Origin of the sequence: Novosphingobium sp. PhB57 (assembly GCF_004342985.1) — a bacterium.
Lineage (GTDB): Bacteria > Pseudomonadota > Alphaproteobacteria > Sphingomonadales > Sphingomonadaceae > Novosphingobium.
The window spans coordinates 1-13,939 of sequence record NZ_SMBO01000011.1; the positions used below are offsets into that span (position 1 = coordinate 1).

Annotated in this window: 11 protein-coding genes; 4 read left to right on the forward strand and 7 right to left on the reverse strand. The window is 61.1% G+C overall.

Annotated elements, in window-relative coordinates:
* Positions 1–89 precede the first annotated feature (89 nt).
* On the forward strand, positions 90–218 hold the full coding sequence (locus EDF58_RS26675) for a hypothetical protein (protein ID WP_279388338.1): 129 nt from the start codon (positions 90–92) through the stop codon (positions 216–218).
* Between the two features lie 16 nt (positions 219–234).
* Here the strand turns inward: EDF58_RS26675 and EDF58_RS22235 are convergent, their stop codons facing one another.
* On the reverse strand, positions 235–477 hold the full coding sequence (locus EDF58_RS22235) for a hypothetical protein (RefSeq protein ID WP_165921529.1): 243 nt from the start codon (positions 475–477) through the stop codon (positions 235–237).
* Between EDF58_RS22235 and EDF58_RS22240 the strand changes: the two genes are divergently transcribed.
* Positions 476–853, forward strand: coding sequence for a hypothetical protein (locus EDF58_RS22240; RefSeq protein WP_165921530.1), 378 nt, complete (start codon positions 476–478; stop codon positions 851–853). The genes EDF58_RS22235 and EDF58_RS22240 overlap by 2 nt on opposite strands.
* On the opposite strand, the gene EDF58_RS22245 is transcribed toward EDF58_RS22240, so the two are convergent.
* From EDF58_RS22245 to EDF58_RS22270, 6 genes are all read right to left on the reverse strand, one after another.
* Entirely contained in the window at positions 767–2,497 is a 1,731-nt protein-coding gene (locus tag EDF58_RS22245) for an ATP-binding protein (protein ID WP_132269562.1), read from the reverse strand. The two genes, EDF58_RS22240 and EDF58_RS22245, sit on opposite strands and share 87 nt — an antisense overlap.
* Before the next feature lie 10 nt (positions 2,498–2,507).
* Complete coding sequence (locus EDF58_RS22250) at positions 2,508–3,758, reverse strand: hypothetical protein (RefSeq protein WP_132269564.1); 1,251 nt, start codon at positions 3,756–3,758, stop codon at positions 2,508–2,510.
* A 153-nt stretch (positions 3,759–3,911) separates the two neighbouring features.
* Positions 3,912–5,069: a Wadjet anti-phage system protein JetD domain-containing protein gene (locus EDF58_RS22255; RefSeq protein ID WP_132269566.1), complete on the reverse strand. Its 1,158-nt coding sequence runs from the start codon at positions 5,067–5,069 to the stop codon at positions 3,912–3,914.
* Entirely contained in the window at positions 5,066–8,509 is a 3,444-nt protein-coding gene (locus EDF58_RS22260; protein WP_132269567.1) for an SbcC/MukB-like Walker B domain-containing protein, read from the reverse strand. Before EDF58_RS22260 ends, EDF58_RS22255 begins: the two co-directional genes overlap by 4 nt.
* Positions 8,502–9,233: a DUF4194 domain-containing protein gene (locus EDF58_RS22265; RefSeq protein WP_132269569.1), complete on the reverse strand. Its 732-nt coding sequence runs from the start codon at positions 9,231–9,233 to the stop codon at positions 8,502–8,504. Before EDF58_RS22265 ends, EDF58_RS22260 begins: the two co-directional genes overlap by 8 nt.
* On the reverse strand, positions 9,226–10,638 hold the full coding sequence (locus EDF58_RS22270) for a Wadjet anti-phage system protein JetA family protein (protein WP_132269571.1): 1,413 nt from the start codon (positions 10,636–10,638) through the stop codon (positions 9,226–9,228). The genes EDF58_RS22265 and EDF58_RS22270 overlap by 8 nt, the downstream gene beginning before the upstream one ends.
* 435 nt (positions 10,639–11,073) lie before the next feature.
* On the opposite strand from EDF58_RS22270, the gene EDF58_RS22275 reads away from it, so the two are divergent.
* Positions 11,074–11,733: a hypothetical protein gene (locus EDF58_RS22275; protein ID WP_132269573.1), complete on the forward strand. Its 660-nt coding sequence runs from the start codon at positions 11,074–11,076 to the stop codon at positions 11,731–11,733.
* A gap of 432 nt (positions 11,734–12,165) precedes the next feature.
* Positions 12,166–13,914: an arylsulfatase gene (locus EDF58_RS22280; RefSeq protein ID WP_243654443.1), complete on the forward strand. Its 1,749-nt coding sequence runs from the start codon at positions 12,166–12,168 to the stop codon at positions 13,912–13,914.
* Positions 13,915–13,939 lie beyond the last annotated feature (25 nt).

The following is a 13,939-nucleotide window of genomic DNA, read 5'->3' on the forward strand; positions in this document are numbered from 1 at the left end:
TGGAAGATGCCACCACGTGAGTGGACCATGGCAAAGGCACAGTTTGCCGTGATCTTCGGCGAACGCTTCATCAGAGCCATGGCGGCCTGATGATCGACCGCCTGCCCACACACGGAATTCCTGACAGTCCCGAGGGCATCGAACACGAACTCGCAGCCTATCTCGCTGGTGCATCGCCCACCGCTGCTCTCACCGACGGCAAGAGCATGGTTGCATGAAACGCGCGGTATCGGCCTATTCGTTGTTCTCGACCCTTCCCGGACACCCAGAGCTATATTTTTGCTCACCAAGTGCAGACTGTCCGCTATTCCCGCAGCTATGACGCAATTTGTCGCGCCGGATCTCGTCGAGGGCACGCTCGAACAGGGCTTCGACTTCCTGGAGGTACTCGACGACGCGTTCCAGCGCGCCATGTTCATGATGATCATCGTCAACGAATTGCATCCCTTCGCCGATAGCAATGGTCGGTCGTATCATGATAAACGCCGAGTTTGTCGCGGCCGGCGAGGAGCGGATCATCATCCCGACCGCCTATCGCTTCGACTATATCGGCGCGCTAAAGGCCTTTTCGCAGAGCGGCCGTGCCGATCCACTCATCCGTATGCTGGGTGCCGCGCAGGCCTGCACGCACAGCATCGACTGGACGTCTATGGCGACGGCGCAGGCGCAATTGACCGCCACAAACACCTTTGCCGAAGGCGAGGACGCCAAGCTCAAGTTGGCCCGATCCCGATCATCGTCGACTGGATTGTTCAGGCAGCAGCGCCTATTTGAGCCATTGGTCGAAACTGACCGAGAAGCCGGCCGCATGCCACGGATTTTTCCAAATTTCGTAATAGCGGATGTCATTTGACGACGGCTGGGGCGAACATGGCCTGACATAGACCACGCACGGCATTGTGACGGCATCACCGATGAGCAGGGCCTCGCCCTGTTCAAGCGCCGGGAGGCCAGCGGTCAGATTGCCGAGCGTGTCGGGCAACAGCCGCTTCACATAGGCCTGATCCTCGGGGTTCGTAAGGCGCATAGCGAGGAAGTTGCTGCACTGGGAGAAGATCGTTTCGGAAATCTCCGACGGGCGCTGGCTGGAGATCAGCAGGCTGACCCCATATTTGCGGCCTTCCTTGGCAATCCGCTCGATCGAATTGAGCGAGGCCTTGAACCGCGCGAGATCGCTGCGCGGCGCATATTTATGCGCTTCCTCATACACCAGCAGGAACGGGGTTTCGCAGGTGCCGCTCGTCCGGCGCGCATGATAGGCGAAATCGAATAGGAGCCGCGTCACCAGCGAGACCGTGATGCTGAGCACCTCGAACGGGATGCCGGACAGATCGATGATCGTGACATTGGCGCTGCTCGTCTTCTCATAGCCCGTGATCTGGCGAAGCACGTCTTCCAGCGTGGCTTTCGCGGCCTTATCGCCGAACATGAAATTGAGGCGCGGATTGCCGATCTTGGCCGCGATGCGCCGCACGAACTTGTCGATGCTGCCATCGGCATAGGGGCCCTTGTTGATCTTCGAATGCTTCGTGGCGGCAAAGTCGATCAGCGCTTGAGCATAGGCCGTTAGCCGCGTGCCCTCATCGGCAAAACTTGTGACGACGCCCGCCTTGGTTTCGATGGTGAGCGGGTCGCTGGCATCCTTGGTCTCGCGCGCCAAGTTGGCGAGACAGTTTTGCAGATGGGTGATGTCGTAGGGCACCGGGCTGTCGAAGCTCACCTTGACCGCGCCCGGGTTTGCCATCTCCTTGCAATGCGTGATCAGAGTGCGCAGCAAAGCTTCCTGATTGTAATTGTTGCTGTCACCGGATTCGAGGAACATGTCCTCCATTTCTCCGTCGCTGAGCAGCCAATAGGGGAGGACGATATCGTCGGCGCTGAGTAGGTTCGCACTCGGAAACGCGGACTTATACTCGCCGTGAATGTCGAAGATGACGATGTGCGAATTGTTGAGGCCGGTATATTCGCTGGCCTTAGCCGAGGTCGCTTCCTGAAGGATTGTCGCCACGCTGGACGACTTGCCCGAACCCGTCGCGCCGACGACGGCGATATGCTTGTTGAAGAAGCGATCGCCATGGACAGGGACCTTGACGTCGCGCTGACGCGTGAGCGTCGAAAAGCAACAACGCTGCGCTTCCGCAAAGGCATTAGCGTAGATCGCCGCGATCTCGGCGCGCGACGCGGGCACGACCTTTTTCGGCGGGATGGCCAGCTCATCGCCACCGCGGCGAAACACGCCGCCACACAGTGTGCCGAGCGGATAGGCCTCGACGATATAGACCCGCTTGGTATCGTCGCGCTTTTCGCGCAGCTCGATCGCGAAACTCTCGATGATGCAGATCAGCGATACATCGTCATTGTCCGATATCTTCAGGAACGAGCCGACGCGCAGCGACTGCTCGGCGATCTGAAAGGACGCCAGATCGTCCACCGCGATCCGAACCTTGTTCGGAAAAACCGAGACGACCTCGGCATTGATGTCTTCCTCGCCGCTCATGCCTCACCCCTTAAACGATCTTTCTGGCCATGCTGGCGCTGTTGATGGGTATCGCAATCTGCTGGATCGCCGGCGCGACATCGTGCGGATCGCCAACATGGAGTTGGATCACCAGCCGCGCGCGCTTGGCCGCAGCAAGCGCCGCCTCAAGCTCCTCAGCACTGCCGACGAACCGCGCCGAAACTGGATAGTCCCGCGTCTGCGGCAGCATCAGATGGTCCGTCGAGAACGCAGCGCCGTGATAGGCGAAGCCGTCGGTGATCTTGTGGCCGTCGCCCACCAGCCGCCCTTTGAGAGCCGCCAGCGTCGCCGCCGTCACGCCCGGCAGGAAGAAAAACGGTGCGTAGCGTTCCTTGGCGGGCGTCCTGCCCATCCGGTGGCTGCTCCACCTGCCGATAATATGCTGAACCAACTCATGCAGCTCGTCGATGCTATCGGTTTGGGCGAGGGTCAGGATGAAAAAGCGCTCGCGACTGTCGATGTTCAAGCGCGCGAAATGCAGCTCGCGAATCTTCTTGCAGTAGGTGTTCTCGCCTTCTTCGCGCAGCGCCCAGGCAGAATAGATCGCGACATTGGGGCGGATAAGCTGCAGGAATGCAGCCCGGTTGGTCGTGCGCGCCGACTTTGTCGTGACCGACGACAGGGCGGCCATGGCCGTCAGGGCAGAAGGATAGCTATAGTGTTCGGCCTCCAGCTTCGAGACGCCAAGGGCACTGACCAGCTCCGCGATGACACGGGCGCGGTGGGCATCGAAGGCTTCGCTGAGCTTGACGGAAAAGCGGCTGCAGAAATCCGAAATCTCATCATCCGTCGCACCGACTTTGCTTTGCAGATTGACCTCGACGCGCACCTTTTCGCCGGTCGCCGCGTCGACCCGGTACGGGCGCTGGATAAGAATATGCTGCATGTCCGCGAGGCAATAGGTCGGAGCGGTTTCGGGTGCCTGTTTGAAATGGCCGTACAGGACGTAGCGCTTCCGCTTCCGCATGTCGGCCGGATAGCGCAGAAAGCCCTCAAGCATCGGCAGCACCGCATCGCGGACGGTGGCGTTGGTGAGCTTTTGCGCCTCATAATATTTGACCTGACCGTGCGTGTCAGTCTCACCCGCCAGAACGTCGAAATCTTCGACGCCCTCGACCGTCACCGTCTCGTCGCTCGTTGCGCCAAGCACCGCGAGAATGCTGGCGTCGAACTGATAGATATAGCCGCGGATCGTGGCCGTCGCTTCGCGTTGCGCCTCGATCGCATCGCTGTCCGCCATTAAGCAATCGCCATTAACCATAGTTGCGTGCTCGTCATACCATCCCCCTCCCAAGATTCTGTCGCGTCAAATATATGATGGCATGCCAGATAACGAGCCTCGATCTCGCGCATGGCACGAGAAATCCAGTATAGGTCTCTGCCATCCCGCCTTTCATTCGATCGACTGCACACAAGCTGGCTCCAGAACTTCCTGTTCGAGCCAGTGCGCGTCTTCGGAGGCCAGGAATTGCGCGAGGCCGGCGAAAGCGGAATCCGTTGGCATGACGATCGCGGTTGAAGCCTGCCGCTTGCCGTGCGCCCGCGCCAGCGCCTCCGACATCAAATGCGGCCGTACGCGCAGCCCCACCGCCTCTTCGAGATAGCGGCCGATCCGGATGCCCCCCGGATCGATATCGCCCCAATGACGCAAGATGGTCAGGTTCGCGGCCTGCATCAGATGGCGCACGATCCTCACGACGCCGAGCGGCGGAAATCCAGCGCAATAGACCACGACCCCATCCGGCTCGCGCGCCTCGCGAACATGGCGGTGAAAGCTCTCCAGATTTTCGATCGTGAGCACCGATCGCACCGGCCGTGTCAGCGAAATGGACTCCAGGGATTCGGGCGGAATGCCGAGATAGGGCAGTCGGTCGGCGCCCATGTTCGCAATCTTGATCGGCCCCGCGACCAGTACCGGTTGCGGAAATTTGGCGAGCCCAAGCGCATCGAGCGCCGCCTTGCGGTCGAGCGAATTTTCAAGCCGGCCGCTGCGTTTGAGGTGGCCAATGAGCCGGCTGAGCTGGCGTTCGAGCGCCTTGCTGTCGCCGAGCAGCCGCGCCGACCTCGTACGCAACGGTAGCGGCGCCTCGCCCAGATCGGCAAAAGCCGCGTCCGCTGCACGCACCAGCGCCAGTGCATCGTCGAGCTTGTCCGGGCCAAGCCCAAGATAGGCCGCACCAGCCTGCCAGCGGTGACGCACCGCCTCCAGAATTTCGATGCCGATCTCGCTGTTCGGCGAGATCGTGGCCAGCCCGGCAATCGCCGAAGCTGTAAGCGCCGGCGATGGGGTGCGCCCGAGGTGCCGATACAAGATGTCCGCATCGGCAAGAATGACCCGCGCGACCAGATGCGGTGCATCGCGGTCCCATTCGAGGAGCACCGCACCTGCCTCCCGCGCTGCCGTAAGGCCCGCAATCAGCCCATCGCGCGCGCCGCTGTCCGCAAAGGCTTGCGCCGGGCGCGCGATGATCCGCCGCGTCCGGTCCGATTGCCGTTCGTGCGCGTCGATAAGCCTGTTCAGCAGGCGCGTCGGATTGCCATCACGCTTCATTCCGCCGCATCTTGCGCCAGCGGCCGGAACGCCTCGATCCCGCGATGCGCTGGATTGGCGTCCATGAGCGCCTGTCGCGCTTCCAATCTGGGGTAGGTCACCGTGACGACCGGCTCCTGCGTCGCCGGATGCCGGTTGACCGACACGATCGTATCTACGGTTTCGAGGAACATCGCGCGCACCTTCTCCGGCGCCGCAATCACCGGCTGGAGGCTGAGATCGCGGAAGAAGGCGAGCAATGCCTGCGTGTTGGGCGCATCGAGATTGTTGAACGCCTCGTCGAACACAACGAGGCCGGCCCCCTCAGGTTCGCCATGGCTCGTCTTGGGATAATAGGCGGCCGCCATCGCCGCGCCGACCGCGACATAATAAGGTGCCTGCTTCTGCCCGCCCGATCCGGTCACCGATCGTTTCGACAGTGTCGTTTCCTGGCCCCGGTCATTGGTCATGTGCAGATCGAAGTCGTAGAACCGCCGATAGTCTCGCAAGTCCTTGACCAGTTCCTCGTCGGACAGGCGCCGTTCGAGTTCGCGGAACCCTTCGCGCACCTTGGGGTCGAGATCGACATCGTCGAGCATCGACAAGCCCACACGCGGCTTATCGGCGATGGCTTCGGCCAGCGCATGGATCGGCTTCATTGCCGCATTGATATGGTAGCGGAATGCATAGCGCTGGCCGGTGAAGTGACGATCCTGGAGCGTGCGATTGAGGCGCTCGATCTGCGAGCGGGCCTTTTGAAACTTGTCCGAGAGCCGGTTGATCAGCCCTTCGGTCAGGTCCGCTTCCATCTGGATACGGGCATCCTCGAAGGCCTGGCGATATTGCCGCAGTTCGTCCTGCTCAAGCTGCCGTTCCTTTGTCTGGCACCAGCGCAGGATCGCGATATCGCTGTCGTCGAACAGCGGCGAGGCGCCCAGATAATCCTGGACGAACTTGCCGTAGAGCGCGCGGCCCCGCTTGACGCTCTCATCGGCAAGTCGCGGCAGTTGCTCAGCGTCGCGGCGGGCCTGCGCGACATGATCCGCCAAGCGCGCGACCGGGTCCTTTTCGGCGGGTGACAGGTCGATCAGCACGGCTACGCGCTGGGTCGCATGGTCGATCACATCATCGATCTCGGCAATCTCGATCAGCGTCGCGATCGGCTCGCCGCCCTCCCGCTCGACCGCGACGGCTTCTTCGGCTTCGCGGGTCGTGCGCTCCTTGTCGGCAACGCCGGCCTGGACCTGAAGCCGGGTATCTTTCTCCTGCAATTCCTTGATGCGCGGTTCGATCTCGTCCGCAATCTCCTGGCGATAGCCTTTGATGTCGCTTTCAAGATCGGCGATCTCGGCTCGGGTATGCTTGACCTCGAGCGTTTCCGCCTGCTCGCGGGCCTTGGCGGTGCCGCGCAGCCTTGCCTCGGCTTCCGCCATATCACCGAGCGCAACCGCCAACACGTCCGCGGGATCATCGACCAGCGCCGCCATTGCCGCCAGCCCGGCGAGTATGGCGTCGCGGATGGTCGAAATGGCCGAATAGTTCTGCGACAAGGCGGCCAGTTCGTCCCGGTCGCGCTGCGCCGCCGATGCTTGCGCGGTCTTACCGAACTTGGGTTGCAGGTCCTGATAGACCCGCAGTCCCATGCCGGCGGTTGTCTTGCCGCGCTTGGTGATCGCCTGTTCCATGCGCCGCAGGTCATCATCGGTCTCCGCGCGCTCGAAGCGCCCGACCTGCCGTTCGATGAAGGCGCGCGCATCCGGATTTTCCGTCACTAGGATCGCGGCGATCGAGTTCGACGACACGCTGCCGCGCCACGCAGCCGTTTTGCGCGTATCGATCAGGCGGCAGCCATGGAGGTCGCGCCGTTCGCGATAGAGGATACCAAAGGCGTCCGAGAGGCGTTCGCTCGGCACGATCAAGGCTTCGCGATTGGCGCCGAGCAGCATCTCAAGCGCCATCGCCCAAGCCGGGTCCGACACATCGACGATGTCGGGAAGCGCGACCGCGCTGATGCCGTCAGCGGCAAGCAGCCGCATGAAGTCGCGAACATGACGAGATAAGATCGCGCCGTCGGTCGCGGTCTGGAGGCCCTGTTCCAGCTCATCCATCCGCGCTTTGGTCCGGCCAAGCTCGACCCGGAGCGCTTCCTCCTGTTGCTGCAAGCTCTGGCGCGCGCCGGTAAGAGCAAGAACCTGCGGTTCGAGCGCAACCAGTTCGCTATCCACCGCGCCGAGCTGTTCGGCGCCGCGACCGCGAGTCAGCGCGAGCAAGCTCGACGCCGCGGCAAGGTTCGCACGAAAGACGTTCGGGATGCGGTCGGCGATCCTCGAGAGTTCGGCCAGGCGCGTGAGCTGGGTCAATCGGCGCATCGCGGCTGTCTTGCCGCCGCGCAGCTTGGCCTGCGCCGCTTCCTGCTCGATATCGAGCGAGCGCAACTGACTCGATCCGGATTCGGCGAGGACCGATTTCAGCCGGAGGATGTTGGTTTGGCACTCTTCGATATAGCCGAGCGACAATTGGCGCGAGCGTAGCTCGCGGGCGAGGTCCTGCGCGAGAACCCCGCGGTCTTGCGTGATGCGTGCTAGCACCAGATCGAGGCGGCGGCGATCGCCATGAGCGATCTCGAACCGCAAGACATTATGGCGGACATGATGCCGCGCCCAAAGCTGCATGCGTTGCCGCGCCTCGGCAATCTCGGCGAGCTGCTGTTCGCGCTTCTTCACCTCGGTTTCGAGGAAACGATAGCGCTCGATCGAACCTTTCAGTCCATCGACGTCGATATTGTCTTCTTCGAGGATATGCTTGCGCACGAACTTCGTCGGGTCATCGATCGGCTCGAAGGCGATCGACTCCTTGAAATTCCGCAGCACCTGTTTGGAATCCGGGGCCGCACTGCGCGGGCGCATCGCCAGCAGATAATCATCGACATAGCCGATCGCGGTACCGAGGTGGTTGCGCAACTGCGGACAAAGCACCTTCAACCGGTCGAGCAGTCGCGCCGCGACGGGCATGACCCGGCGATTATCGTCGCGCACCTCGACCAACTGGTCGAGCCTGAGGCCAAGGCCCGGCGCCACGAACCGCGCGCGCAGGTCATGTTTTGCCTCGTCCTTATAGGCCGACAGGATCAGGCCAATGGTGATCGGCGCACCTGACTGACGATCACGAAAGACTAAGGCGATCAGCGAGTCAGCGCTATCGCGGGCGGGACCATCGGTGGAAATATGGCTGTCATAGCCGAGGCAATAATCGCGAATGCGCCGCTCATTGCGTCCGCCCGTCGACTTGTTGAGGTCATAGAAATTGGTGTTCGCGCCGGTGATGATCACCTGCAGCGCATCGATGATCGTGCTCTTGCCGGCGCCGGTCGGCCCCAGAATCGCGACACTGCCGCGCAGGTCGATATCCTGGCTGGCGAGCACACCCCATTGGTGCAGGACGATACGCTCAAGTTCATGCATTGGGATCGTCCTGCGCGTCTGCCTCGTCGGCCATATCAGAGCTTTCCACCGGCTCTGCGCCGAGATTGGCGCGATAGTCGGCAAGATGCGCGAGCATCGAGTCGGTGGCCGGCTGCTGCGCGTCGGCTTCTTCACCAAATGCGCGCTGTTCGAGCCAGAGGATCACGGCTTCGACATAGACATCCGGAACGAGCACGGTAATGCCGGGCATGATCTGAAGCTGGAGGATCTTTTCTTCCGGATCATGTTCGCCGAGGCGTACCAGACCTTTGCGCTGGAACCCTTTTAGGATCTCCACCAGCCGCGTCATGGCTGGCGGCTCTTCACCCGCCGTTCGCAGCCGATCGTGAATGTCGTCGGTATTGCTATACACACGGCCGCGTTCGTCGAGCGAGCTGATGCCCTCGGCATAGAGCAGGCGCAGGATCAGCAGGGCGATCGTCTCGTCCTTCTTGAGCCGCGCCATATGCACGCCGTAGACGACGCCATCCGCTTCGAGCACCACCATGCCGGCCACGGCGTGATTGACGAGCCGGTAGCCAAATGCGCGCACGATCGACTGGACCGTCGCGAAATGCCGGACGATCAGGCGATAGGCCGGTGGATAGGGCCAGTCTTCATAGAGGCACTGATGAAACAGCAGCGCCTGAAGCGCGGTCTGCAATTCTTCTTCGGTGACCTTCGCGCCATCGAGCAGGTTTGCAACCTCCCTGAGTTCAGCCATCGACCGTCTCCAGCTTGCGGCGCACGACGAAGTTTCGGCGCTCGATCCAATCGTTGGCCACGGTCCCGTTCAATTCCTCATAATCAAAACGATCACTCAGCGGCGCCAGGCCGGCTTCGTGCAGCCGTTCGAAGGCCAGGAAGTCGTCCAAATCGCTCACCGGGAACTCAGCGGCAGCGAGTTCTTCCCGCGTCCCCATCGCGCGCTCGACATAGGCGGCAAGGCGCTCGGGCGTGATCCCGACGCGCATCTGGAAGAGATCGACCGCGCGCAAATAGAGCGCCATCGCCGGATCGGGGAGCCTGATCTCGACCTCTCGCTCTTCGGGCGGCCGCCGTTTCCGTGCCGGCAGGTAAAGTTGGGACGTGGCCATGGGCAGCGTTTCAAGCTGTAGGCCGATGCGCGCGCCGACGTCGTCCTGCTCGACGAGCGTCGATTTCCCCAAAAGCTCGATCGCCACTAAAATGCGTTCGGTGCTGATCGTTGCCATGCGGTCGCTGAACCGCACGACGTTAGTCATACGCCGTTCGATCCGATGCGTCGTTGTCTCGATATCGTGCACATGGTCGTCGATCGCGGAAAATACGCGATTGATGTCACGCAGATCGGTGATGATCGCTTCGCGCGCGGCCTCGGCCTTGCGCGCAATACCGCCCGTCACCCAGCCTAGGGCGATGTCGCCGAGCGCGGCCTCATCGGCAAGCAGCCTGTCGCCCAGCTCGATGATGTCACCACGAAAGCGGTAGGGACTCTCGCGCGACTGGAGATTGCGATAGTCCTGCACGACACTGGCTTCAATGAAATCGGAGACGAACCGGCGCACGAGCGCGGTTGCCGTCGGCTGCGCCATGATGAGGTTCTCGACCCGTCGCATGGTGCCGGCGACGGTGCGGAGGTGGTTCATGAATCCCCGCGCGGCGAGCGCGGCTTCGCGGATGTTGAGCGCTTTGGCCGCCGGCTCCTGCTCGACCGACTGCAACAGGGTCAGCACATTGAGGACCGCACCGCCATAAGAGCGGACGCGGCCGCTCTGAATGTCGAGCAAGGTATGGAGCAGCAGCCGGGCAGCGGGGTCGAAATCCACGACCTTGCGATAGCGATCGCGATATTCGATCAGCCAGCCAGTATCCCGGAGCCGGTTATACGCGGCCACATAGCTTGGGCCACTTCCAAGGTCTTCGCCAGAAAGGGCGTCGAGCGCAGCCGCCCGGCCCGAGCGATCGATGAACTCCGAAATCGACCCGAACAGTCGCTTGCGCGTCACGATCTCCCCGGTGACGCCGAAAGGGTCGTCGGCAAGGTGAGTCAGAAGATCGGCGAAGAAATAGCGCGAGGCTCCGCTGAACAACCTGAAAAGGTTGCCAGGCACGGTTCCAAATAGTGGCTTCTCTCCGTCACCGGACACGCCATGCTCCACAATGGCGAGTCCCGCATCGCCCCCTGAACAATATCTCAGACAGACGCCGGCCAATTGCAAGCATCGTGTAAGCGCCGCAACCGTTTATTGGTTCACGGCCTAGCATATGCTGCCCCGGCCGAACGTTAGCACCTTCGATTTCGTTCGAAATGTAGCGATCGCTCCATCCGAAGCGCACCTCAAGCCCTCGTACAGCTAGGTACTACGGCATGCCTTTTCCAGCATCGCGAGCGCTCTTGCCTGTGCACAAAAAAACACATAGGCAAGAGCGCTTTTGGCGAATGCCAGCCGCCGATTACGCTTTATGGCTCCAGGCTGAGGGGTTCGGCGGCATTACGCCCCAGGTGCCCGCGGACAGCTCGAGCCAGAGGAGCCGGATAACCTTTCATTGCTGCGCCTTATGGACCGCTTGCCAAGTCAGATATGACGCTTGCTGCGGAGGCAGTCATAGACCTTGATTTCAGATTATTTTCGACACACTCGTTCGAGCGCTTTGCTCAATCGATGGCGATGCATATGCTTGGATCAGGCATCTTCATTTTTGGTGACGGACCGGACGGCACGCGCGAAGCAACTATGATGGCACGCTCGATTAGGGCCATGCAGCAGTCCGGCCTTCCTGCTCTCCGCGCGACGCATTGCATGAGCGAGCGACTTGCATTCGACCAACAACACCGCGTTATCATCGATCGCGGCTACGTCGATTTGCTTCTTCTCGACTGTGTTCGGACCGAACGGCAAGCAGAAAGTCTCATCGATATTGATCTGTCGGTAGCCAAGCCGGTAGAGTTGGCACCAGATATCGTCCTCGAACTGCACACTATGGCTTTTCGCCTTGCGCAGCCAAGTCTTTGGTTTGAGCGGCGTTTGGCGAGAGCGGCGCGCGCGACAAACAGAATGGTCGTCGAGGCGATGATATGCCGTCCACCGGCTCTCGTTCACAACCGAAAACGCCACAAATCTCTGCGATCGAGTGCAGCGCAGCGACCATTAGCCATTGGATCTGCAACTGAAACGTTCGCCAGCCAGCTGAACGAAAGACAAAGGGCGCATTGTCGCCCTCAAGTTCTCGGCAACCTATGAGCTGTGGAGCTTTTTTGGTCTGCTGTTTTAAAGCCCACGTTCGGGAATGTCCCCTTCCAAGCCGCCGTTGCGGGATCGCGTAGCGGCGAAGCGAACGTCGGCTTTCCCGGGGCGGCCGCCGGTAAGCAGACTGTCGCGAATGTCCCACGTCACGGCGTTTAGGTTCAGCCATAATTCGGTTGAGTAAAGGCCGTGTATGCAAAAAGACCTTTCGTGTATGCAAGATTCGCTCTTGGTCGTCCTTTAAGGCTGGGACAAGCGCCGCCAGCGCCAAGCGTTTCACCCGGCGCATTTCCTGAGATTGGGCGCGAGGATCGCGATAGCCGGGCTTGGAGAAGTTTCTCTACTAATTTAGTTGAGAAATCTTTTTAGACTACCGTGCAGCGCGTGGTTAGGGTTGCCGCGTCATACATAGCTAAGAACGGAACCGACGTGACGGGAAAGTCCGCCTTGATTGCCGCAGCTCTCGTGAGCACCTTGATGTCTCCCATCGCTATGGCGCAAGCGGACCCGGAACCGGTAAATCAGTCGCCCTTGAGCGGATCTTCATCCCAACGTGAGGCTTCACGGCCCAATTTCCTGGTGATCGTGGCCGATGATCTCGGATGGTCGGATCTGGGCGCCTTTGGTGGTGAAATCGCAACCCCGAACCTCGATGCGCTTGCCGCCAGCGGCGTTCGGTTCACCGGATTCCATACCGCGCCGACGTGTTCGCCCACCCGCTCCATGCTGCTGAGCGGAGTGGACAATCATGAGGCGGGGATCGGCACCATGGCGGAATCGCTATCGCCGTCACTTGCAGGCCGGCCGGGCTACGAAGGCTATCTGAACGACCGCGTAGCTTCGATAGCCGAGCTTTTACAGCAGGGCGGCTATCGCACGTTGATGTCTGGCAAATGGCACCTTGGCTTGACCGAGGATCGCGGCCCGGCGGCGCGCGGATTCGAACATTCCTTTGCCTTGCTGCAGGGGCTGGGCAATCATTTCGGGGCCGATCAGGACGGCGCGTGGAAGAAGGCCAAGGCGAACACGCTTTACCGGGCGGATGGAAAGCTGGTCCGGTTTCCCGTCGGACGTTACTCCGCGGACTACTTCGCCGATCAGCTGATCTCCTTCCTGGATGGCGGTGCGAAAGATGCACGTCCTTTCTTCGCTTATCTTACGTTCACCACACCGCATTGGCCCATGCAGGCCCCGGCCGAAACGATCGCGAAGTACAAGGGCCGCTACGATGCCGGTTATGAAGTGCTTCGCGCCGAACGTCTTGAGCGGCAGAAGAAGCTCGGCCTGGTCGCCCTCGACCAGCAGCCCCATCCCCTTGACGGAGTGAAGCCATGGGCCAGCCTGACGAGCGACGAAAAGGCGCTCGAGGCGCGAAAGATGGAAGTTTATGCGGCCATGGTCGATCGCATGGACCAGAATGTGGGCCGCGTGATTGCTGAGCTGAAGCGCACCGGCCAGTACGAGAATACCGTCATCGTTTTCTTATCGGACAACGGCCCGGAAGGCAGTGAGATTAATGCGCCTTTTCAGGTTCGCGGAGTTCCCGGCGGGGCCAAAAAGCTGGGCATCGACAATAGCCTCGAGAATATCGGGAATGCCACTTCATATGTGGGCTACGGCGCCGGATGGGCGCAGGCAAACAGTACCCCTTCCTGGCTAGTCAAAGGCTATCCGACCGAGGGCGGTACCCGGGTCAGTGCCTTTGCCGCTGGCAAGGGCGTCGTCGGCAATCGTATCGCCCGTGGGAATCTGAGTGTCACTGATATCGCGCCAACGCTGCTTGACCTCGCCGGGCTGGCGCAGCCGACAACGTTCAAGGGCCGCGCGATCCTGCCGTTCGAGGGGCATAGCCTGGTGCCGGTCCTCGCCGAGAAATCTGCCGAGGTTCGAACCCCCGACGAGCCTGTCGGCACCGAACTCTTCTTCCGACGGGCGCTTCGGAAGGGAGACTGGAAACTCGTCTACCTGCCGACTTCCGGTTCGACCTATCCTCGTGACGGCGTGGGCGAGGGCAAATGGCAGTTGTTCAACCTTGCGACCGATCCGGCAGAAAGCACGGATCTGGCCGTCAGATATCCGGACAAGTTGGAAGAGCTTGTTGCGGACTGGGGCCGTTATGCCGCGCAGAAAGGCGTGGCAATTCCTGAGGCGGCCACGGGTCAATCGTCCAAGCCCTGATTTAGGCGTAAATTCTACCGGCAAG